Source organism: Streptomyces ficellus, assembly GCF_009739905.1.
In the GTDB taxonomy this organism is placed as follows: domain Bacteria; phylum Actinomycetota; class Actinomycetes; order Streptomycetales; family Streptomycetaceae; genus Streptomyces; species Streptomyces ficellus_A.
Genome location: NZ_CP034279.1, coordinates 2593211 through 2616064, shown reverse-complemented (window position 1 = coordinate 2616064; position 22854 = coordinate 2593211). Strand labels below are relative to the sequence as shown.

The window sequence follows — 22854 nt, the reverse complement described above, 5'->3', positions numbered from 1 at the left end:
CGGTGAGCTGGAGGGGACGGTCGCGTGAGCGAGATACCTGAGACGGCGAACGGCGTCGTGTGGCAGAGCAGTCCGCCTGGCTCGATCTACGACTACATCAGAGTCGCCTCCTTCTCGATCGGCCCCGACGGGCTGGTCGACCAGTGGAGCCTGCGGGCCGCCGACCTGTTCGGCATCACCGCGGAGCAGGTCAGGGGCAAGGACCCGGTCGAGGCGTTCATGCCGGCCGAGCTGCGGCCGCGTGGCCACCGCAAGGTCTCCGAGATCCTCGACGGCAAGGAATGGACCGGACTGGTCCCCTTCCGGACGCCGGGGGAGCGCGGGGCGCGCGGGATCGCCGAGGTCTACGTGATGCCGAGCGAGACCGAACGCGGGGAGCGGGCGGCGCTCTGCATCGTCGTCGACGTCCGCGTCCTGCGGCGGATGGAGACGGATCTCGCCGCTTCACAGGCGATTTTCGGTCAATCCCCGTTCGGTTTCCTGCTGTTCGACACCGACCTCACGGTCAGGCGCGCCAACCAGCGCTTCGCCACCGTCTTCGGCGGCTCCGCCGACGAGCACCGCGGCCGCACCGTGCACGACTACCTCCCCCGCCCCGAGGCCGAGCGGATGACCGCCGCGCTCCGGCGGGTGCTGGAGAGCGGCGAGTCCGTCACCGACCTCCAGATCACCGGCGCCGTCCCCGGCGGCTCCGAGCGCCGCCACTGGTCGGTCAACCTCTACCGGGTGCACAGCGGAACCGGCCGGCCCGTCGGCGTCGCCGGGCTCGGGACCGACGTCACCCGCCGTCAGATCGCCGCCCGCGAGGCGGCCAGCGCCCGGCGCAACCTGGCCCTCCTCAACGAGGCGGGCGCCCGCATCGGCAACTCCCTCGACCTGGAGACCACCGCCCGCGAGCTCCTCGACGTCGCCGTACCCGGCTTCTGCGACCTCGCCTCCGTCGACCTCTACCAGGGACTGCTCACCGGTGACGAGGCACCGCCGGGCAGGGCCGACGGAAGCAGCGCCGAACTCCGCCGGGTCGCCTTCGCCAGCGCCGTGTCCGACGCCCCGCTGGTGAACCCCGGCGCCACGCTGATGAGCACCGGCGCCCCGCCGGCGCAGCGCGTCGCCCCGCCGGCGCTGCCCGGCACGCCGCTCGCCGGCTCCGGCCCCGCGCTCACGGGCCCCGGCGCCACCCCGGGATGCTGCGAGGCGGCGCCCATCGACATGGGCGCCATCCACCGGTACCCCTTCAACTCGCCCTGCGCGGAGGCCCTGCGCACCGGGCGCCTGCGCAGCATCCCCGGCGCCGACGGCAGCCTCGTGCAGTCCACGCTCGTCGTGCCGATGGTCGCGCACGACACCGTCGTCGGCCTGGTGCAGTTCTCCCGCACCAAGGGCAGCGAGCCCTTCGGCGAACGGGACCGGGCGCTCGCCGTCGAACTGGCCGCCCGCGCGGCGGTCTGCATCGACAACGCCCGCCTCTACCGCCGCGAGCACGAACGGGCCCTGATCCTCCAGCGCAGCCTCCTCCCGCCCGGCGACCCCGAGGCCGCCGGCCTGGACATCGCCTGCCGCTACCTGCCCGGCAACACCGCCACCGAGGTGGGCGGCGACTGGTTCGACGTCATCCAGCTGCCCGGCCACCGCACCGCCCTGGTCGTCGGGGACGTCATGGGGCGCGGCCTGCGGGCCGCCGTCGCCATGGGCGAACTGCGCACCGCCGTACGGACCCTGGCGCAGCTCGACCTGGAGCCCGCCGAGGTGCTCTCCCACCTCGACGAGATCGCCCGCGGCCTCGGCACCCCCACCGGCGGCGGACAGGCCTCGCGGCCCGCGGCCTCCAGGACCCGCGACCCCGAGCTGTCCGAGGTCTACCTCGCGACCTGCGTCTACGCCGTGTACGACGCCGTCACCCGCCGCTGCACCTTCGCCAACGCGGGCCACCTGCCGCCGGTGCTCGTCGAGCCGGGGGAGCCCGCGCTGATGCTGGACGTCCCGCCCGGGATGCCCCTCGGCGTCGGCGGCGAGCCGTTCGAGGAGGTGGAGGTCGACCTCCCCGAGGGCGCCCTGCTCGCCCTGTACACGGACGGGCTCGTCGAGTCCCGCGACCACCCGCTCGACGAGGGCATGGAGGCCTTCCGCAGCGCGCTGACCGACCCGGGCCGGCCCCTGGAGGACGTCTGCGACCACGTCCTGAGCACCCTCGACACCCGGCACGGCGAGGACGACATCGCCCTGCTGATGGCCCGTATCCAGGGCCTTCCGGCCGAGGCGGTCGGCGACTGGCGGCTGCCCCGCGAGCCCCGCTCGGTGGGACGCGCCCGGGAGCTGGCCCGCGCCCAGCTGACCGCATGGGACCTCGAACCGCTCGTCGACACGGTCGAACTGCTCGTCAGCGAACTCGTCACCAACGCGCTGCGCTACGGCGAGGGCGAGATACGGCTCCGGCTGCTGCTCGACCGCACCCTCGTCTGCGAGGTGTGGGACGCGGGGCTGGTCCAGCCCCGGCGGCGCCGGGCGCGCGACACCGACGAGGGCGGCCGCGGCCTCCAGCTCGTCGGTCTGCTCAGCGCCGGCTGGGGCTCCCGCCGCACGCCACGCGGCAAGACGGTCTGGTTCGAACTGCCGCTCCCGGACGGTGACGCGCTGACGGAACCCACCGTCGACCAGCTGCTGAGCATGTTCTGAAGCCCGGCCGCCGGTCCTCCCACGCCTGCTGCCTCTGTCACGTGGGAACGTCCGGCGCGTCGATGAGCGCGGAGCCGGAGGTCACTCGCGGCCGCCACCGCCCAGCCGGCCGCGGGTGCCCCGGCCGCCGAAGCGACCGGGCCCGCCGCCGAGGAGGATCCCGCCGAGCACCGCCCCGCCCACCCCGTCCCCGTACCCGGAACCGCCCCCGCCGCCGTACCCGTCCACGTCCTGCTCGGCGAGGCTCCGCGCCTGCCGGGCCAGCACGTCCGCCTGCCGGGCCTCCGCCGGCGCACCCCGCACGTCCGCCGCGTCCGCCTCCGCCAAAGCCAGGGCCCGCTCCAGCCGCCGGTGCGCCTCGGCCAGCCGGGTGCGGGCCCGCGCGCCCACCGCTTTCCGGTGCGTCGTGACGTAGTCCGCCGCCGCCCCGACGCTTGCGCGGGCCGTGAGCATCGCCGGTTCCAGCAGCGCCCGCGCCCGCCGCGTGTCCCCTTCCCCCTCCCGTGCGCCCGCCAGGGCCTCGTCCAGGGCGGCGTCCGCCTCCTCCACCCGGCGCAGCGCGTCGATCGGGTCGTACCGCCCGGCCTCCACCGCGGCGCGCACGGCCGCGACGACCGACTCGGCGCGCGCGGCCCGGCCCCGCAGGTCCGCCGCCGGCACGCCCGCCGCCGTCCCCCGCAACAGCCCGCCGGCGTCGGCGAGATCGGCCTCGGTGTCCTCGAGGGCGGTCGGCAGCCGGCCCGCGGCCTCCGCCAGCTCCGTGGCCCGCCGGTCCACGGCGTCGACGAGCCGCGCCGCCTGGTCGAGGGCGGCCTCGGCGGCCCGTACGTGGACGGCCGCCGCGGCGTGGTCGTCCCGCGCCACGGCGTCCCGGGCCCGCTCCAGGTGGGCGGAGCCGAACTCCAGGCGGTCCCGGGCCTGGTGCACACCGCCCGCCACCGGGGCGGCGGCCGTGTCCGCGTACCGTTCGCGCATCGCCCCGAGCGCGGCGTCCGCGAGGTCCGCCCGGCCGCTCACCTCCCGGTACGCCGACTCCGCCGCGGCGAGCGCCCGCGGTGCCGTCCGCCCTTGGCGTACGCCACCGCCTCGGTGAAGGGCTTCGCCGCCTCTTCCCCGCACTGGGCGACGGCGAACCCCAGCTCCTCCTCGCTCGTCCGCACGGCGTCGTCGGTGTCGACGAGCACCCGCTGGGCGCGGGCGTCGAGCTCGCCCGTGGACGGTGTCTCCGGCGCCGGGGCCGCCCAGGGCCCCCGCCCGCCGTGCGGAGTGGTGCGGGTCGCGGCCCGCCGGCGGCGCTTGGTGTACGAGTACGCCGCGACGGCGCCGACCGCCACGACCAGGGCCACCGGGAGCACCAGGTCGGCCCCGGGGGTGCTCCCGCCACCGGGGTCCGCCGGGCCGGGGGTGAGGGACGGCGTGGGCACCGGCCGCCCGGCGAGCACGGCCTCGTATCCGTGGGCGGCGCCGATCGCGGCACCCGCCCAGTCGTCGCGCCGCGGCGCCGGCTCGACGGCCGTCCGCGCGACCTCGACGAGCCCGGCCGGGGTGAGGCCGGAGGCGGGGCCGGCGGAGTGCGCGTACCGCCGGTCGTGCGTCGTCACGGCGAGCAGGACGTCGTCGGCGCCGAGCCCGTTCCTGGCCGCCGTGGTGTCCGTCCGGTCCTGCGGGGGGATTCCGGAGAAGTCCCGGACGCGGACGACGAAGGGCTGGAGGCGCCGGGTGTCGTAGAGCCGTTCGAGGGCCGCGGACACCTCGCGCTCACGCCCCTCCAGGGCGGCGACCGTGTCGGTGATCCGTCCCTGCCGGAACAGGTCGACCGGGTCGTCGGCGCGCGCCGCCTGCCCGCCGGGCAGGACCGGCCACCACGCCGCCACCAGCGCGCCGAGCAGGACGGTGAGGAAGGTCCGGGCGGCTCTCCGCGTCACATTGGTGAGGCTATGACCTGGTTCGTACGTGCGCGACCCGGCGCTTTTCGTCACTGTCAGTGGCCGCCACTAGGGTGGAGATCGTTCGGCACCGCTGACGGGGGGATGCAAGGTGGACGTGCGCGCGTGGTGGGGCAAGGTGGCCGGCCGGCGGCTCGGGTGGCCCGGGCGGATCGCGCTGGGGCTGGTGCTGCTGGTGGTGCTGCCCCCGCTCGCCGCCTGGGCGGCGCTGCGGATGAACTACGCGGGGGACCTCCAGGACGGCACCAAGACCCGGGGCAAGGACGCCATATGGCTCGGTCACGCCTGGGTGGACGGCCGGAAGAAGGACGCCGACCTCGCCGCGTTCGCCGCCCGCGTCAAGGGCACCGGCATCCGGGACCTGTACGTCCACGCCGGCCCGCTGGAGCACGACGGCACCCTGCCCGCCTCGCGGTACCCCTGGGCGCGGTGGCTGATCGACTCCGTGCACCGCACGATGCCGGGGATACGGGTGCAGGCGTGGCTGGGTGACGTACTCGCCACCGAGGGGCCGGACGGGCTGGTGCTGGAGCGCGCGGAGTCCAGGGCGGCCGTCGTCCGCTCCACGCGGCAGATCCTGGACGCGGGCTTCGACGGGGTCCACTTCGACCTGGAGCCCCTGCTCTCCGGCGACCGCCACTACCTCTCGCTCCTCGACGACCTCGGCGAGGTGACGCGGGCCCGTAAGGCGCCGCTGTCGGTCGCCGCCCACCAGATCGACCCGCTGCCGGCGGCCCACGCGGTGAACGGCGCGCTGAGCGGCAGCGAGAAGTGGTGGTCGCAGGAGTTCTTCGGCGAGGTGGCCCGCCGGGTCGACCAGATAGCCGTGATGTCCTACGACACCTGGATGCCGCTGGAGGGCATGTACGGCGGCTATGTCGCCCAGCAGACCTCGCTCGCGCTGGAGGTCACGCCCGAGGACACCGACCTGCTGATGGGCCTGCCCTTCTTCCACGAGGACGACTGGGGCCACCACGAGTCGGCGGAGACCGTCGCGGCCGCGGTCCGCGGCACCCGGCTGGGCCTCGGGCGCACGGACCGTGACCGCGAGCGGTTCGGCGTCGCGCTGTACGTCGACTTCGCGGCGAAGGAGGAGGACTGGGCCGCCTACCGGTCGGGCTGGCACTAGCTGTATTCACCCCTGGGGCGGGTGCCGCCCGGCACCGGCCGGCGGCAGCGGGCGCCGGGCGTCACGTCCTCCGGCGGGTGATCTTGTTGCCGAGCCAGACGAGCGGGTCGTACTTGCGGTCCACCGCCCGTTCCTTCAGCGGGATCAGCGCGTTGTCGGTGATCTTGATCTGTTCGGGGCAGACCTCCGTGCAGCACTTGGTGATGTTGCAGTAGCCGAGCCCGTGCTCCTCCTGCGCCGTGCGCTTGCGGTCGAGGCCCGCGTCGGCAGCCGCGTCCAGGGGGTGCATGTCCAGTTCGGCGACGCGCATCAGGAAGCGCGGCCCGGCGAAGGCCGGCTTGTTCTCCTCGTGGTCCCGGACCACATGGCAGGTGTCCTGGCACAGGAAGCACTCGATGCACTTGCGGAACTCCTGCGAGCGCTCCACGTCGATCTGCTGCATCCGGTACTCACCGGGCGCCACGCCCGGCGGCGGGACGAACGACGGCACCTCCCGCGCCTTGTCGTAGTTGAACGACACGTCCGTCACCAGGTCGCGCACGACGGGGAAGGCCCGCAGCGGGGTCACCGTGATGACCTCCTCCCGCGTGAACACCGACATGCGCGTCATGCACATCAGGCGCGGCCGGCCGTTGATCTCCGCGCTGCACGAACCGCACTTGCCCGCCTTGCAGTTCCAGCGCACCGCCAGGTCGGGCGCCTGGGTGGCCTGGAGCCGGTGGATGATGTCGAGGACGACCTCGCCCTCGTTCACCTCGACGGTGAAGTCCTCCAGGCCGCCGCCGTCCGTGTCGCCCCGCCACACCCGGAAGCTCGCGTCATAGCTGGTCACTCGTAGAGCTCCTCTTCGGCGAGGTACTTGACCAGCTCCTCCTTGTCGAACAGGGCGAGCAGGTCGGAACGGATGGGTTCGGTGGTGGTGCGCTCCAGGGCGATCTGGCCCTCGGCGGAGTCGGGCCCGGCGATGCGGCACAGCAGGTTCGTCCGCCGCCACTCGCGCTCCATGGCCGGGCAGTCCTCCCGGGTGTGCCCGCCCCGGCTCTCCGTGCGCTCCAGCGCCGCGCGCGCCACGCACTCGCTGACCAGCAGCATGTTCCGCAGGTCCAGTGCCAGGTGCCAGCCGGGGTTGAACTGCCGGTGCCCCTCCACACCCGCGCCCCGGGCGCGCAGCCGCAGCTCGGCCAGGGTCCGCAGCGCCTGCCGCATCTCCTCCTCGCGGCGGATGATGCCGACCAGGTCGTTCATCGTCTGCTGGAGTTCCTGGTGCAGGGTGTAGGGGTTCTCGGGCCGTCCGCCCGCGCCGTCCGCCGTCCCGCCGCTGAACGGGCGCAGCGCCTCCGCGGCCGCCGCGCGGACCTGGGCGTCGGGCACCGCGGGCCGCCCGGCCGGGCCGCTCGCGTACCGGGCCGCGTACAGCCCGGCGCGGCGGCCGAACACGAGCAGATCCGACAGCGAGTTGCCGCCGAGCCGGTTCGAGCCGTGCATCCCGCCGGCGACCTCACCGGCCGCGAACAGCCCGGGGACGCCGACCGCCGCGGCCGTGTCCGACTCGACCGCGACACCGCCCATCACGTAGTGGCAGGTCGGCCCGACCTCCATCGCCTCGGCCGTGATGTCGACGTCCGCCAGCTCCTTGAACTGGTGGTACATCGACGGCAGCCGGCGCCGGATCGTCTCGGCCGGCATCCGGGTGGACACGTCCAGGAACACGCCGCCGTGCGGTGAGCCGCGGCCCGCCTTCACCTCGGAGTTGATCGCGCGGGCGACCTCGTCGCGCGGCAGCAGCTCGGGCGGGCGCCGGTTGTTGTCCGGGTCCTCGTACCAGCGGTCGCCCTCCTCCTCGGACTGGGCGTACTTCTCCCGGAAGACGTCGGGGATGTAGTCGAACATGAACCGCGCGCCCTCGGAGTTGCGCAGCACCCCTCCGTCGCCGCGCACCGACTCCGTGACCAGAATGCCCTTGACCGACGGCGGCCAGACCATGCCGGTCGGGTGGAACTGCACGAACTCCATGTTGACCAGCGGGGCGCCCGCCAGCAGCGCGAGGGCGTGCCCGTCGCCGGTGTACTCCCAGGAGTTGGAGGTCACCTTGAACGACTTGCCGATCCCGCCGGTCGCCAGGACGACCGCCGGCGCCTCCAGGACGAAGAAGCGGCCGGACTCGCGCTCGTAGCAGAAGGTTCCGCAGACCCGGCCCTCGTCGTCCTTGAGGACGCGGGTGACCGTGCACTCCTGGAACACCTTCAGGCGGGCCTCGTAGTCGCCGGTCTCGCGGTGGTCCTCCTGCTGGAGGGAGACGATCTTCTGCTGGAGCGTGCGGATCAGCTCCAGCCCGGTCCGGTCGCCGACGTGCGCCAGGCGCGGGTACTCGTGGCCGCCGAAGTTGCGCTGCGAGATGCGGCCGTCCTCGGTGCGGTCGAAGAGGGCGCCCCAGGTCTCCAGCTCCCACACCCGGTCCGGCGCCTCGCGCGCGTGCAGCTCCGCCATCCGCCACTGGTTGAGGAACTTGCCGCCGCGCATGGTGTCGCGGAAGTGGACCTGCCAGTTGTCACCGGCGTTGACGTTGCCCATGGAGGCGGCGATGCCGCCCTCGGCCATCACCGTGTGGGCCTTGCCGAACAGGGACTTGCAGATGACCGCCGTACGGGCACCCCGCTCGCGCGCCTCGATCGCCGCCCGCAGCCCCGCCCCGCCGGCGCCGACCACGACGACGTCCCACTCCTGCCGTTCCGCTTGCGTCATCGATGCACCTTTTCCTAGAAGAAGCGCGGGTCGGCGAAAGCGCCGACGGCGAGCAGGTACACGTAGAAGTCGGCGAGCGCGACGCTCAGCAGCGAGGCCCACGCCAGCTGCATGTGACGTGCGTTCAGCTTGCCGACCCAGCCCCACAGCCGGTAGCGGACCGGGTGCCTGGAGAAGTGCTTCAGCCGGCCGCCGACGATGTGCCGGCAGGAGTGACACGACAGGGTGTACGCCCAGATGAGCGCGATGTTCACCAGGAACACCAGCGTGCCGAGGCCCATGTGGCCCCACTCGTACGACGCGTCGCGGAAGGTGAGCACGGTGTCGTAGGTGAGGATCCCGGCGACCGGCAGCGCGGCGTAGAAGAAGTACCGGTGGATGTTCTGGAGGATCAGCGGGAAGCGGGTCTCACCGGTGTACGCCTTGTGCGGCTCGGCGACCGCGCAGGCCGGGGGCGACGCCCAGAAGCCCCGGTAGTAGGCCTTGCGGTAGTAGTAGCAGGTCAGCCGGAAGCCCAGCGGGAAGATCAGGATCAGCAGGGCGGGGGACAGGCCCCACCAGCTGCCGAAGATCTCCCAGTTCGGGCCGCCCTTCATGGGCTCACAGTTCTCGGCGAGGCAGGGCGAGTAGAACGGCGAGACGTACGGCGCCGCGTAGTAGTCGCCGTTCGCGAACGCCCGCCAGGTCGAGTAGACGACGAACGCGAGCAGTCCGGCGGCGGTGGCGGCGGGGGCGAGCCACCAGCGGTCGGTGCGCAGGTGGGCCGCCGAGATGGTGGCGCGTGACGGGTCGTGGACGCCACCGCGGCCCGGGCGGGCGGCGGTGGCGGGATCGGTACCGGAGGGTGGTTGTTCGGTGCCTGTGGCCAACGGGGTCTCCTGGGGCACGCACCGGTGGTGGCGCGTGCCGGTGGTCGGGGTCGGGTGCCGGTCCGGGTGCGCGCCGCGCCCGGCGTACCGCCGCCGCGCGGGCGCCCGTGCCGGGCGGTGGCGCGCGGCGGCCCCGCTCGCGGGCCCGCGGACCCCGGTGCGGGGCGGCCGGCCCGCCCTGACCCGCCACCCCCGTCAGGGGGCTCGGCGGTCCCGCGCGCCCAGGCCCTCGTCGTCCGAGTCGGTCCACAGGGAGCTGTCGTACGGCGTGTCCGAGATGGTGACCAGCCCGTCGGTCCGGCCGGCGCCCATCGGTACGGGTGTCCCCTCACGCTGCCGCGCCAGGTTCCGTTCCAGCTGGATGACCGAGCGGGCCAGCTCCTCGAGGCGGCGCTTGACCTCGGTCAGATCGTCTTCGAGTGACATGAATTGCCCTCACTTCCGCAATAGCGGGTGGCAAACACGCGCCTGAGAGTGTCGCGCGTCACATCCCCCATTGTGAAGCCATGTGCACGGATTCCACTCTTCCGGGCCTTGGGCCGCACGGGTGGTGTTCGCGCGCCGTGCCGCCGTGTCGCCGCCGCGGGGCCGTCCCGGTCGTTTTCAGTGTATGGGCAATAGGTGTGATCATCTCTAAATTCCACAAAACAGGACGAAGAGGTATAAGCCATGTCCCACGTCGGCACCCCTCGGGGGAGGACATGCTCCCGGGGCCCCCGTTCCAGAAGGCTCCGGTCCGCCGTCCTCCTCACCACCGGCGTACTCGCCATCTCCGTACTGAGCGGCTGTGACTCCCCCGAGGCGGAGAGCCGGGCCGAGGCCGTCCCGCAGGACATCGCCGGCACCGCCCGCGACAAGGTCGCCGACGGCGGCACCCTGCGCTGGGCGGTCGACGCCATGCCCACCACCCTCAACGCCTTCCAGGCGGACGCCGACGCCACCACCACCCGCATCACCCAGGCCGTCCTGCCCACCCTCTTCACCCTCGATGACCGCGGCCGCCCCCAGCGCAACCCCGACTACCTGGAGTCCGCCGAGGTCGTCGAGCGCGAGCCCAAGCAGGTCGTCCTCTACAAGCTCAACCAGCAGGCGGTGTGGAGCGACGGCCGCGAGATCGGCGCGGCCGACTTCGTCGCCCAGTGGCGCGCCCTCAGCGGCAGGAACGCCGCCTACTGGACCGCCCGCAACGCCGGCTACGAGCGCATCGAGAAGATCGAGCGCGGCGCGAGCGACCTGGAGGTCCGGGTCACCTACGACAAGCCGTACGCCGACTGGCGCGCGCTGTTCTCGCCGCTGTACCCCAAGGACGTGATGGCGACCCCGGCCGCCTTCAACGACGGTGCCCGCACGAAGCTGGCCGCCTCGGCCGGCCCGTTCCAGTTCAAGGGCGTCGACGCCGCCGCCGGCGGCACGGCGACGCTCGAACGCAACCCGCGCTGGTGGGGGCAGCCGGCCAAGCTCGACTCGATCGTCCTGCGCGCCGTCCCGCGCGCCGCCCGCGCCGACGCGCTCGTCGCGGGCACCGTCGACCTCGCGGAGGTCGACGCCGCCACGGCCGACCGGATCACCCGCGCCGCGAAGAAGGCCGCGCACGGCGCGTCCGCGTCACCGGCCGCGGGCCCCGACGCGGCCGGGGCGCGGCTGGAGGAGAAGGCCCGGCTCGCGGCCGAGGCGCGGCTCAGGAGCCGGCTGGGCGCCGCCGTGTACGCGGCCCAGCAGAAGGCGCTGCGCGGCTACGTCGTCCGCACGTCGCTGGAGCCCGCCTACACCCAGCTCGCCCTCAACGGCGAGAGCGGCCCGCTCGCCGACGAGCGGGTGCGCCGGGCGGTGGCCCGCGCGCTGAACCGCCAGGAGCTCGCCGAGGCGGTGCTGGAACCGCTCGGGCTCCCCGCCCACCCGGTCGGCAGCCACCTCGCGCTCGCCGGACAGCCGGCGTACGCCGACAGCAGCGGCGCCCTGGGCGGCGAGGACACCGAGGAGGCCCAGGAACTGCTGGCCGACGCGGGCTGGACCCGCGGCGGGGCCCGCAAGCCCGCCGCCCCGAAGGCCGGCCCCAAGGCGGGCGCCTCGGCGTCCCCCGCCGCGAACCCGTCCGCCGCGAAGCAGCCCGCCACGGGCGGCAAGAACGGCGGCAGCGACGACGTACCGTCCGACGAGGGCCTCTACATCGTGGGCGACGACAAGCCCGCCATCGGCGGCAGGCCCGCCATCGGCGGCAACGACGCCCCCGAGGGCACCCACGTCCTCGCTCCCGCCCCGGCAGCCGCCGCCCAGGGCGTCGCCCTCCACCGCCAGGCCGAGGAGCAGGCCGGGAGCCGCGCCGACTCCGAGACCGGCACCGCCGCCCAGCCCAAGGCCCACGGCGGCGGCGCGCCCGGCGCCTACGCCCCCCGCGGCACCGCCGCCCCGGCCGCTCCCGCGCCGGCCTCCTCCGCCGCCCCGGCCGGCCCCGCGGGCGACGCGGCCGCCGGCCCGCTCGGCAAGGACGGCGAGTCGCTGACGCTCCGCTTCGTCCTGCCCGCCGGTGCGGACTCCGCGTCCCTGCGGACCGTCGGCGACAAGATCTCCGCGATGCTCGGCCGGATCGGCATCGGCACCGAGATCGTCAAGGTCCCGGACGACAGCTACTTCAAGGACCACATCGCCTCCGGCGCCTACGACCTGGCCCTCTACTCCTGGCCCGGCACCGCCTACCCCGCCACCGACGGACGGCCCATCTTCGCCAAGCCCCGCCCCGCCGCCGACGGCTCACTGCTGGTGGAGCAGAATTACACCCGGGTCGGCACCGACCACATCGACCAGCTCTTCGACCAGGCGGCCGCCGAGCTGGACGAGAAGGCGGCCCGCGACCTGGTGCGGCAGGCCGACGCCCGGATCTGGGCCGCGGCCGGTTCCATCCCGCTCTACCAGCGGCCGCAGCTGGTGGCGGCGAAGCCCGCGGTGGTGAACGCCGGGGCGTTCGGATTCGCCACCCCGCGCTACGAGGACATCGGCTTCCAGCGGAAGTAAGGGCAACCTCAGAATCCGCTCAAGTCCCTTGCCCGCCGGTGTCACCGGCGGGCAAGCTCACGTCCGGACCATGACCCGGGCCCACCCACCGCACCACCCCACCCCAGCGCCACCCCGCACCACCGCGGCACCCTCCGTTAAACACCTGTTCGATCTTCTCCGGACGGGCCGGGAAGCCTTGCGCGCCTCGGCCCCGTACCATGGACACAGCCGTGGCGCGTCCGCCCGGCGGGCGTACGAGGAACAAAGAGACGCCGCACCCACGATCCGAGAGAAGCGCAAGCCACTCATGCCCACGCGCCACGACATCCGTAACGTAGCCATCGTCGCCCACGTAGACCACGGCAAGACGACCATCGTCGACGCCATGCTCAAGCAGGCCGGCGCCTTCGCCGCCCACCAGCTCGACTCGGTCGACGACCGCATGATGGACTCGAACGACCTGGAGCGTGAGAAGGGCATCACGATCCTCGCCAAGAACACGGCGGTGAAGTACCACCCCAAGGACGGCGGGGCCCCGATCACCATCAACATCATCGACACCCCCGGCCACGCCGACTTCGGTGGCGAGGTCGAGCGCGGCCTGTCGATGGTGGACGGCGTGGTGCTGCTGGTGGACGCGTCCGAGGGCCCGCTGCCGCAGACCCGCTTCGTGCTCCGCAAGGCCCTCCAGCGCCGGATGCCCGTCATCCTGTGCATCAACAAGACGGACCGCCCGGACTCCCGGATCGACGAGGTCGTCAACGAGACCTACGACCTGTTCCTGGACCTGGACGCGGACGAGGACCAGATCGAGTTCCCGATCGTCTACGCCTGCGGCCGTGACGGCATCGCCTCGCTGACCAAGCCGGAGGACGGCACCGTCCCGGCCGACTCCTCCAACCTGGAACCGTTCTTCTCCACGATCCTGGAGCACATCCCGGCCCCGGTGTACGACGAGGAGGCCCCGCTCCAGGCCCACGTCACCAACCTGGACGCCGACAACTTCCTCGGCCGTATCGCGCTCCTCCGCGTCGAGCAGGGCGAGCTGCGCAAGGGCCAGACGGTCGCGTGGATCAAGCGTGACGGCACCATCGCCAACGTCCGCATCAGCGAGCTGATGATGACCGAGGCGCTCACCCGCAAGCCGGCCGAGGTGGCGGGCCCCGGTGACATCTGCGCCGTGGCCGGCATCCCGGACATCATGATCGGCGAGACGCTGGCCGACCCGGAGAACCCGGTCGCGCTGCCGCTGATCACGGTCGACGAGCCCGCGATCTCCATGGTCATCGGTACGAACACCTCGCCGCTGGTCGGCCGGGGCGCCACCGGCAAGGGCGCGGACAACAAGGCGGCCGTCAAGGACCGCAAGGTCACCGCCCGCCAGGTCAAGGACCGCCTCGACCGCGAGCTGATCGGTAACGTCTCGCTGCGCGTCCTGGACACCGAGCGCCCCGACGCCTGGGAGGTGCAGGGCCGCGGCGAGCTGGCGCTGGCCATCCTGGTCGAGCAGATGCGCCGTGAGGGCTTCGAGCTGACCATCGGCAAGCCGCAGGTGGTCACCAAGGAGGTCGACGGCAAGGTCCACGAGCCGGTCGAGCGCATGACCGTCGACGTGCCCGAGGAGCACATGGGCGCCGTAACGCAGCTCATGGGCGTCCGCAAGGGCCGCATGGACAACATGTCGAACCACGGCTCCGGCTGGGTCCGCATGGAGTTCGTGGTGCCCTCCCGCGGCCTGATCGGCTTCCGTACGGAGTTCCTGACGCAGACGCGCGGCACGGGCATCGCGCACTCCATCCACGAGGGCCACGAGCCGTGGTTCGGCACGCTCCAGACCCGCAACAACGGCTCGCTGGTCGCCGACCGCTCCGGCGCCGTCACCGCCTTCGCGATGACCAACCTCCAGGAGCGCGGCGTGCTCTTCGTCGAGCCGGGCACCGAGGTGTACGAGGGCATGATCGTCGGCGAGAACTCCCGCTCCGACGACATGGACGTCAACATCACCAAGGAGAAGAAGCTCACGAACATGCGGTCGTCGTCGGCCGACTCGTTCGAGGCGATCGTCCCGCCGCGCAAGCTGTCGCTGGAGCAGTCCCTGGAGTTCTGCCGCGACGACGAGTGCGTCGAGGTGACCCCGGAGGCCGTCCGCATCCGCAAGGTGAACCTGGACCAGCGTGAGCGCGCCCGCGCCGCCTCGCGCGCCAAGAACGGCTGACCCACCCGGCGGCGGCAGCCACGGCCGGTCTCCGGCCCCGGCCGCCCGCCCCGGCTCCCGAGCCGTCAACTCCCCGTCCTGGAAGGGGTAATTCCCTTCCGCGGCGGGGAGTTTTCCATGCGGCCGCGCCCTTCGCCGCCCGGTGGCGGGCCCGCCCGCGGACCCCGGCCGCGGGGGCCGCCCGCCGGGGTGAGGGGGAGCCGCACGTCAACGTGTTTTCCCTGCCGAAGCGTCCGCATATCGACCGTCGCTCTCCGGAACATGTGTTAACGGTCCGTTTCGCGGGTGTCTGTCTGTGCTCGCTTTGTCCGGATTTCGGTCTTCGGCCCCTTGGTGATGTTGCCAAAACGAGACCCTTTAAGTGTGGTTTACGGCCCGGACGTACTTAATAGTTGGCTCCATTGAGCTCGGGTCAATGGGTCACGCGCTGTGGGGAGCGCCGACTCACGAGCACACTCGGGGCACTTGGGTCATCGCCGTCAGGGGTGTCGGCATGCCACTTCGAAGTGCCCTTCTCGTAGTGACAAGTGGACTCATGAGGAGGAACCCATGCGCGGTGCCAAGAGCGCCAAGTGGGTCGCGGGCGCGATAGTCGTCGCCCTGGCAGCCACGGCTTGTGGCGGTGGCGGTAGCGAAGGCAAGGGCGGGGGCGCCCGTCAGGTCGTGATGGAGCTCGGCGAGCCCCAGAACGGTCTGATCCCGTCGAACACGTACGAGTCCGAGGGCTCCGAGGTCATGAACGCCCTGTTCACCGGCCTCGTGAAGTACGACGAGAAGAATGAGGCCCAGCTCGACCTGGCTTCGTCGATCGAGACCAAGGACAGCAAGGTCTGGACGATCAAGCTCAAGGACGGCTACACGTTCCACAACGGTGAGCCCGTCACCGCGCAGTCCTTCGCGGACGCCTGGAACTACGGTGCCAACCAGGCGAACACGCAGGAGACGAACCCGCTCTACAACAAGATCGACGGGTACGCCGACCTGAACCCGGGCGAGGGCAAGAAGCCCGCGACCGACAAGATGAAGGGCCTGAAGGTCGTCGACGAGAAGACCCTCGAGGTCACGCTCACGGCGCCGTTCTCCGCCTTCAAGACCATGCTGGGCTTCAACGCGTTCTTCCCGCTGCCGAAGGCCTTCTTCAAGGACCCCAAGGGCTTCGAGACCGCGCCCATCGGCAACGGCATGCTGAAGATGGACGGCAAGTTCGTCCGCAACCAGCAGATCAAGACCGTCAAGTACGACAAGCACCCCGAGGCCAAGCAGCTCAAGATCGCGGGCGTCACGTTCAAGATCTACAGCAGCCAGGACACCGCCTACCGTGACCTGCTCGGTGGCCGCGTCGACATCATGGACACCATCCCGACGTCCGCGATGACGACCGCCTCCAAGGACCTGGGCGACCGTTACATCCAGGGCACCGACTCGGGCGTCGGCTACATCGGCTTCCCGCTGAAGTACAACAAGGCGTACGCCAAGCCGGAGATCCGCAAGGCCATCTCCCAGGCGATCGACCGCAAGGCGATCACCGAGAAGATCTTCGTCAACACCCGTACGCCGGCGGACGACTTCATCAACCCGCTGGTCCCGGGCTACCGCAAGGGCGCCTGTGGCCCGGCGTGCGACTACGACCCCGCCGCCGCCAAGAAGGCGTTCGACGCCGCGGGCGGCCTGCCGGGCAACAAGATGGAGCTCGGCTACAACGCCGACGGCGGCCACAAGGAGTGGATCACCGCCGTCGCCGGCCAGCTCGAGAAGAACCTCGGTGTGACCGTCACGGTCAAGCCGTTCGAGCAGTTCCAGGCCATCCTGAACGACCTCGGCGACAAGAAGTACAGCGGCGCGTTCCGCCTGGCGTGGTCCATGGACTACCCGCACGCGGAGAACTACCTGCGTCCGATCTTCTCCGAGGACGCCATCGAGCACGGCTCCAACTACTCGGGCTACGTCAACCCGCAGGTCGAGAAGCTCCTCGACCAGGGTGACACGGCGACCACCGAGGACGCCGCGGTCAAGGCGTACCAGCAGGCCGACGACATCCTCCTCAAGGAGATGCCGTACGTGCCGGTGTACTTCTACAAGCTGAACGCCGGCCTCAGCAAGAACCTCAAGCCGGGCGTGCGGATCGACAACATGACCCAGATCGACTGGACCACGGTCAACCCCGCCTGACGGTAGAGAGGGTCTCCTCCCGGAGACCCTGACAGCAGTGGGGGTGACGGGGTTACGCCCCGTCACCCCCCTTCTGCCGTCCCGTTGTCGATTACCCCTCACCCGGGGCGGGGCCCGCTGGTGTGCCCCTCCCGGTATCCGTACAACTGGAGACCTGATGGGTCGTTATGTGATCAGGCGTCTTCTGCAGGCGATACCCGTACTGCTCGGCGCGACAATACTTCTCTACTGCCTCGTCTTCCTGCTGCCCGGTGACCCCATCCAGGCACTGGCCGGCGAGAAGAAGGCAGACCCGAACATCGCAGCCATCCTGCGAGAGCAGTACCACCTCAATGACCCGCTCTACCAGCGGTACTGGTACTACCTCTCCGGTGTGCTGACCGGCGACTTCGGCACCGACTTCACCGGTCGCGAGGTGTCCGAGATCATGAGCGAGACCTTCCCGGTCACGCTCAGACTGGCCGGTATCGCCTTCCTGGTCGAGGCCGTCGTCGGCGTCGTCGCCGGTGTCTTCGCGGCGCTCGGCCGCGGCAAGTTCCTCGACAACCTGGTGCTGCTCTCGACCCTCCTGCTGGTCTCCATCCCGGTGTTCGTCCTGGGCAACGTGCTCCAGCTGGTGCTGGGCGTGCAGTGGGCGCTCGTTCCGATCTCCTACGACGCCGAGGACATCACCACCCTGATCCTCCCCGGCGTGGTGCTGGGTTCGGTGTCCCTCGCGTACATCGCGAGACTGACCCGGACCAGCATGATCGAGACGATGCGCTCGGACTACGTGCGCACCGCCACCGCCAAGGGCCTGAGCCGTCCCCGCGTGATCGTCCGGCACGGACTGCGCAACGCGCTGATCCCGATCGTCACGTACCTCGGTGTCGACCTCGGCGCCCTGATGGGCGGCGCGATCATCACCGAGCGCATCTTCAACATCCCCGGCATCGGCGGCACCCTCTACCAGGCCGTGTACCTGCGTCAGGGCACCACCGTCGTCAGCATCGTGACCGTGCTCGTGCTCGTCTACATCGCCGCGAACCTGCTCGTGGACCTGCTCTACGCCGTGCTCGACCCGAGGATCCGCTATGCCTGAGAACACCTCCACCACCGTTGAGGAGAGCGAGGCCGTCAAGACGGCCACGCCCGGCGGTCCCGTGCGGACCAAGGAGGACAAGCCGGAGCGGGTCGCCAGCATGTGGAGCGACGCGCGTCGCGACCTGATGCACAACTGGGTGTTCCTGGTCTCCGCCGTGCTGATCGTCTTCCTGCTGGTCATGGCGGTCTTCCCGCAGCTGTTCACCAGCCAGGACCCGTACTCCAAGGGCTTCTGCGACCTGGCCAACTCGGTGACCCCGCCCAGCGGCGCCCACTGGTTCGGCTACGACGTCCAGGGCTGCGACATCTACGCCCGGACGATCTACGGCGCCCGCAACTCGATCATCGTCGGTGTCCTCACCTCGGTGCTGACCACGCTCGCCGGCGGTGTCCTCGGCATGGTCGCCGGTCTGCGCGGCGGCTGGCTGGACGCCCTGGTGTCCCGCTTCACCGAGATCTGGTTCGCCATCCCGACCCTGCTCGGCGGTCTGCTCGTGCTGGCGATGCTGGGTTCCGGCAACGTCGTCACCGTCTCGCTGATCATGGCCGTGCTCGGCTGGCCGCAGCTGTTCCGCATCATGCGCGGCTCGGTGATCACCAACAAGCAGAACGACTACGTGATGGCCGCCCGTGCGCTCGGCGCCGGCGGCTGGCGCATCGCGATGCGCCACATCCTGCCGAACGCGCTCGCCCCCGTGATCGTGGTCAGCACGATCAACCTCGGCGTGTACATCTCGGCCGAGGCGGCGTTCTCGTACCTCGGCATCGGTGTCCAGGCCCCGAACATCTCCTGGGGCCTGATGATCAGTGACGGCCAGGACCGCTTCCTGAGCGCCCCGCACATGGTGCTCTTCCCGTCGCTGTTCCTGAGCATCACGGTCCTCGCGTTCATCATGCTCGGCGAAGCAGTGCGCGACGCCCTCGACCCCAAGCTGCGCTAGGAGGGCGTACGTTGACCACCATCGACAAGCAGACGAGCGCGTCCGGCGCCACCAGCGCCCCGAACGCCCCGCTCCTCGAAGTGCGCGACCTGCACGTGGAGTTCCACACCCGCGACGGTGTCGCCAAGGCCATCAACGGCGTGAGCTACAGCGTCGACGCCGGTGAGACCCTCGCCGTCCTCGGCGAGTCCGGGTCCGGCAAGTCGGTCACCGCCCAGGCGATCATGGGCATCCTCGACATGCCGCCCGGCCGGATCCCCAAGGGCGAGATCCTGTTCCACGGCGAGGACATGCTCAAGATGTCCGCCGAGGAGCGCCGCAAGATCCGCGGCCGCCGGATCGCGATGATCTTCCAGGACGCGCTCTCCGCGCTGAACCCGGTGCTCACCGTCGGCTACCAGCTCGGCGAGATGTACCGCGTCCACCTGGGCATGTCCCGCAAGGACGCCAAGGCCAAGGCGATCGAGCTGATGGACCGGGTGAAGATCCCGGCCGCCGCGGCGCGGGTGAACGACTACCCGCACCAGTTCTCCGGCGGTATGCGCCAGCGCATCATGATCGCCATGGCGATGGCGCTGGAGCCGGACCTGATCATCGCGGACGAGCCGACCACCGCGCTCGACGTGACCGTCCAGGCCCAGGTCATGGACCTGCTCGCGGAGCTCCAGCGCGAGGAGAACATGGGCATGATCCTCATCACCCACGACCTGGGTGTGGTCGCGGACGTCGCCGACAAGATCGCGGTGATGTACGCGGGCCGGATCGTGGAGAACGCCCCCGTCGGCGAGCTGTACAAGCGCCCGGCGCACCCGTACACGCGTGGCCTGCTCGACTCCATCCCGCGCCTGGACCTCAAGGGCCAGGAGCTGTACGCGATCAAGGGCCTGCCGCCCAACCTGATGAAGATCCCCTCGGGCTGCGCCTTCAACCCGCGCTGCCCCAAGGCGGACGACATCTGCCGTACGGAGATCCCGGCCCTGGTGCCGGTGACCGAGCAGGACGGTGGCGAGCTGCCGGGCCGCGGCAGCGCGTGCCACTTCTGGAAGGAGACGATCCATGGCTGAGCTCAGGAAAGAGGACGAGGCCGTGGACGCGACCCCGAACGTCACCGAGGTCGAGACGGTCGACGTGGCGAGCGAGACGGCTTCCGTCGCGGCCATCGAGGCCCCGGTGGAGCGCGGCGAGCCGATCCTCCAGGTGCGGGGCCTGGTCAAGCACTTCCCGCTGACCCAGGGCATCCTGTTCAAGAAGCAGGTCGGTGCGGTCAAGGCCGTGGACGGGGTCTCCTTCGACCTCTACCAGGGCGAGACGCTCGGCATCGTCGGCGAGTCCGGCTGTGGCAAGTCCACCGTCGCCAAGCTGCTGATGATGCTGGAGAAGGCGACCGCGGGCGAGATCTTCTACAAGGGCCAGGACATCACCAAGCTGTCCGGCCGGGCGCTGAAGGCGGTCCGCCGCAACATCCAGATGGTGTTCCAGGACCCGTACACCTCGCTGAACCCGCGGATGACGGTCGGCGACATCATCGGCGAGCCCTTCGAGATCCACCCCGAGGTGGCCCCGAAGGGCGACCGGCGCCGCAAGGTGCAGGAGCTGCTGGACGTCGTCGGCCTGAACCCCGAGTACATCAACCGCTACCCGCACCAGTTCTCCGGCGGCCAGCGCCAGCGCATCGGCATCGCCCGCGGCCTGGCCCTCAACCCGGAGATCATCATCTGCGACGAGCCGGTCTCGGCGCTGGACGTCTCGGTGCAGGCGCAGGTCGTCAACCTGATGGAGAAGCTCCAGGACGAGTTCAACCTCTCCTACCTCTTCATCGCGCACGACCTGTCGATCGTCCGGCACATCTCCGACCGGGTGGGCGTGATGTACCTGGGCAAGATGGCCGAGGTCGGCACGGACACCCAGATCTACGACCACCCGACGCACCCCTACACCCAGGCGCTGCTGTCGGCGGTCCCGGTGCCCGACCCGGACGCCCGCGAGGGCCGGGAGCGGATCATCCTCACCGGCGACGTGCCGTCGCCGGCGAACCCGCCGTCCGGCTGCCGCTTCCGCACCCGGTGCTGGAAGGCGCAGGACAAGTGCGCCACCGAGGTGCCGCTGCTGGCGATCCCCGAGCGCTTCCAGGGCTCCGACAGCCCGGCCGCGCACGAGTCGGCGTGCCACTTCGCCGAGGAGAAGGACGTCGTCCACGCGGCGTGACCCTCCGGTACGCAGCTGAGGGCGCCCCGGGCCGTGACGGCCCGGGGCGCCCTCACGCGTGCGGGTGGTGCGGCGCCCCGCACGCCGAGGGTGCGGGTGCCACTCGTACATCGGGGTGGTGCGGTGACCTCACGCATGCGGGTGGTGCGGCGCCCGGACGGCCCGGATCAACGTGCGCGATCACCCGGTATGCGGTGATATGTGGGCCTAGGCCGGACCGGACCGAGGACCCCACGGGAGGCACCCATGCGCCGAGCCACCACGCACGCCAAGTGGGCCGCATGCGCGGTGGCCGTCGCCCTCGCGGCGACCGCCTGCGGCGGCGGCAACGGTGCCGGGGGCGCCGACGGGATCGTCAGCTCCTCCTGGGGCGACCCGCAGAATCCGATCGAGCCGGCCAACACCAACGAGGTCCAGGGCGGCAAGGTCCTCGACATGCTCTTCCGGGGCCTCAAGAAGTACGACCCGAAGACCGGCGAGGCCAAGGACATGGTCGCCGAGTCCATCACCACCACCGACTCGAAGAACTTCACCGTCACGCTCAAGCCCGGCTGGAAGTTCAGCAACGGCGAGGCGGTCACGGCCAAGTCCTTCACCGACGCCTGGAACTACGGCGCCCACGTCGACAACAAGCAGGCCAACTCGCCCTTCTTCAGCGACATCGTCGGCTACGACGACGTCCACCCCGCCTCCGGTCCGGCCAAGGCCAGGACCATGAGCGGGCTCGTCGTCAAGAACGACCGCACCTTCACCGTCGCCCTGAAGGAACAGTTCTCCACCTGGCCCGAGACCCTCGGCTACCAGGCGTTCATGCCCCTGCCGCAGGCGTTCTTCACCGACCACGACGCCTGGCTCGCCAAGCCCGTCGGCAACGGCCCCTACACCGTCGAGTCCTACACCCGCGGCAGCGGCATGAAACTGCGCCGCTGGGACGGCTACACCGGCGAGGACAAGGCCCAGAACGGTGGCGTCGACCTCGTCGTCTACACCGACAACAACACCGCCTACACCGACCTGATCGCCGGGAACCTCGACCTCGTCGACGACGTCCCCGCGCAGCAGCTGAAGAACGTCGAGAGCGACCTGGGCGACCGCTACATCAACCAGCCCGCCCTCATCATCCAGACCCTCGTCTTCCCGCTCTACCGGCCCGAGTGGAACAAGGCGGGCATGGAGAAGGTCCGCCGGGGCCTGTCCATGGCGATCAACCGCGACGAGATCACCAAGCAGATCTACCAGGGCACCCGCACCCCCGCCAAGGACTGGACCTCACCCGCCCTCGGCGCCGACGGCGGCTACAAGGACATCTGCGGCGACGCCTGCCGTTACGACCCCGCCCAGGCCAAGCGGCTGATCGAGGAGGGCGGCGGCCTGCCCGGCGGCAAGGTGACGCTCACCTCCAACGTCGACACCGGCTCCCACCGCGCCTGGATGGACGCCGTCTGCAACAGCGTCAACAACGCGCTGGGCAAGGGCGCCGTCTGCACCGTCAACCCCATCGGCACCTTCGCCGACTTCCGCAACCAGCAGACCACCTTCAAGTTCAGCGGGCCGTTCCGCTCCGGCTGGCAGGCCGACTACCCGCTCATCCAGAACTTCCTGGAGCCGCTCTACTACACCGGCGGCTCCTCCAACTACGGCAAGTTCAGCGACAAGGAGTTCGACGCCCTCGTCGACAAGGCCAACAGCGAGGCCGACCAGGCCGCCGCCGTCAAGGACTTCCAGGCCGCCGAGCAGATCCTCGCCGAACAGATGCCGGCCATCCCCCTCTGGTACCAGAACGGCAGCGCCGGCTACTCCGAGCGGCTCTCCGACGTCACCCTCAACCAGTTCAGCGTCCCCGTCTACGACCAGATCAAGGTCAGCTGACCCCAGCGATCCTCCGGAGCCC

General features: G+C 71.2%; 14 protein-coding genes and 1 pseudogene. 10 read left to right on the top strand and 5 right to left on the bottom strand.

Annotated features, from left to right (window positions below; translation table 11 throughout):
* Positions 1-24: 24 nt before the first annotated feature.
* The gene (locus EIZ62_RS11175; RefSeq protein WP_156692558.1) at positions 25-2673 is read left to right on the top strand and encodes a SpoIIE family protein phosphatase; all 2649 of its coding nucleotides are present in this window, start codon (positions 25-27) and stop codon (positions 2671-2673) included.
* Between the two features lie 81 nt (positions 2674-2754).
* On the opposite strand, the pseudogene EIZ62_RS11170 reads toward EIZ62_RS11175, so the two are convergent.
* Positions 2755-4598 (bottom strand): annotated as a pseudogene (locus tag EIZ62_RS11170) (TPM domain-containing protein).
* Positions 4599-4716: 118 nt separating this feature from the next.
* Between EIZ62_RS11170 and EIZ62_RS11165 the strand changes: the two are divergent.
* On the top strand, positions 4717-5748 hold the full coding sequence (locus EIZ62_RS11165) for a glycoside hydrolase family 18 protein (protein WP_244376179.1): 1032 nt from the start codon (positions 4717-4719) through the stop codon (positions 5746-5748).
* A 61-nt stretch (positions 5749-5809) separates the two neighbouring features.
* On the opposite strand, the gene EIZ62_RS11160 is transcribed toward EIZ62_RS11165, so the two are convergent.
* The 4 genes from EIZ62_RS11160 to EIZ62_RS11145 form a co-directional block, all read right to left on the bottom strand.
* Positions 5810-6580: a succinate dehydrogenase/fumarate reductase iron-sulfur subunit gene (locus EIZ62_RS11160; protein ID WP_156692557.1), complete on the bottom strand. Its 771-nt coding sequence runs from the start codon at positions 6578-6580 to the stop codon at positions 5810-5812.
* Positions 6577-8490: a fumarate reductase/succinate dehydrogenase flavoprotein subunit gene (locus tag EIZ62_RS11155; RefSeq protein WP_156692556.1), complete on the bottom strand. Its 1914-nt coding sequence runs from the start codon at positions 8488-8490 to the stop codon at positions 6577-6579. The genes EIZ62_RS11160 and EIZ62_RS11155 overlap by 4 nt, the downstream gene beginning before the upstream one ends.
* 14 nt (positions 8491-8504) lie before the next feature.
* Positions 8505-9359, bottom strand: a complete 855-nt coding sequence (locus EIZ62_RS11150; RefSeq protein WP_156692555.1) for a hypothetical protein — start codon at positions 9357-9359, stop codon at positions 8505-8507.
* Positions 9360-9554: 195 nt separating this feature from the next.
* Positions 9555-9785 carry a hypothetical protein gene (locus EIZ62_RS11145; protein ID WP_156692554.1) on the bottom strand — a complete coding sequence of 77 codons (231 nt, stop codon included), beginning with the start codon at positions 9783-9785 and terminating at the stop codon, positions 9555-9557.
* 243 nt (positions 9786-10028) lie between these two features.
* On the opposite strand from EIZ62_RS11145, the gene EIZ62_RS11140 reads away from it, so the two are divergent.
* From EIZ62_RS11140 to EIZ62_RS11105, 8 genes are all read left to right on the top strand, one after another.
* Positions 10029-12368 carry an ABC transporter family substrate-binding protein gene (locus EIZ62_RS11140; RefSeq protein ID WP_156692553.1) on the top strand — a complete coding sequence of 780 codons (2340 nt, stop codon included), beginning with the start codon at positions 10029-10031 and terminating at the stop codon, positions 12366-12368.
* A 289-nt stretch (positions 12369-12657) separates the two neighbouring features.
* Positions 12658-14565: a translational GTPase TypA gene (typA, locus tag EIZ62_RS11135; protein ID WP_156692552.1), complete on the top strand. Its 1908-nt coding sequence runs from the start codon at positions 12658-12660 to the stop codon at positions 14563-14565.
* Between the two features lie 549 nt (positions 14566-15114).
* Entirely contained in the window at positions 15115-16734 is a 1620-nt protein-coding gene (locus tag EIZ62_RS11130) for a peptide ABC transporter substrate-binding protein (RefSeq protein ID WP_156692551.1), read from the top strand.
* 157 nt (positions 16735-16891) lie between these two features.
* Positions 16892-17815: an ABC transporter permease gene (locus EIZ62_RS11125; RefSeq protein WP_156692550.1), complete on the top strand. Its 924-nt coding sequence runs from the start codon at positions 16892-16894 to the stop codon at positions 17813-17815.
* Positions 17808-18758, top strand: a complete 951-nt coding sequence (locus EIZ62_RS11120) for an ABC transporter permease (RefSeq protein ID WP_156692549.1) — start codon at positions 17808-17810, stop codon at positions 18756-18758. Before EIZ62_RS11125 ends, EIZ62_RS11120 begins: the two co-directional genes overlap by 8 nt.
* A gap of 11 nt (positions 18759-18769) precedes the next feature.
* Complete coding sequence (locus tag EIZ62_RS11115) at positions 18770-19822, top strand: ABC transporter ATP-binding protein (RefSeq protein ID WP_156692548.1); 1053 nt, start codon at positions 18770-18772, stop codon at positions 19820-19822.
* Positions 19815-20963, top strand: coding sequence for an ABC transporter ATP-binding protein (locus EIZ62_RS11110; protein WP_156692547.1), 1149 nt, complete (start codon positions 19815-19817; stop codon positions 20961-20963). The genes EIZ62_RS11115 and EIZ62_RS11110 overlap by 8 nt, the downstream gene beginning before the upstream one ends.
* Positions 20964-21209: 246 nt before the next feature.
* Positions 21210-22832, top strand: coding sequence for a peptide ABC transporter substrate-binding protein (locus EIZ62_RS11105; protein WP_156692546.1), 1623 nt, complete (start codon positions 21210-21212; stop codon positions 22830-22832).
* Positions 22833-22854 lie beyond the last annotated feature (22 nt).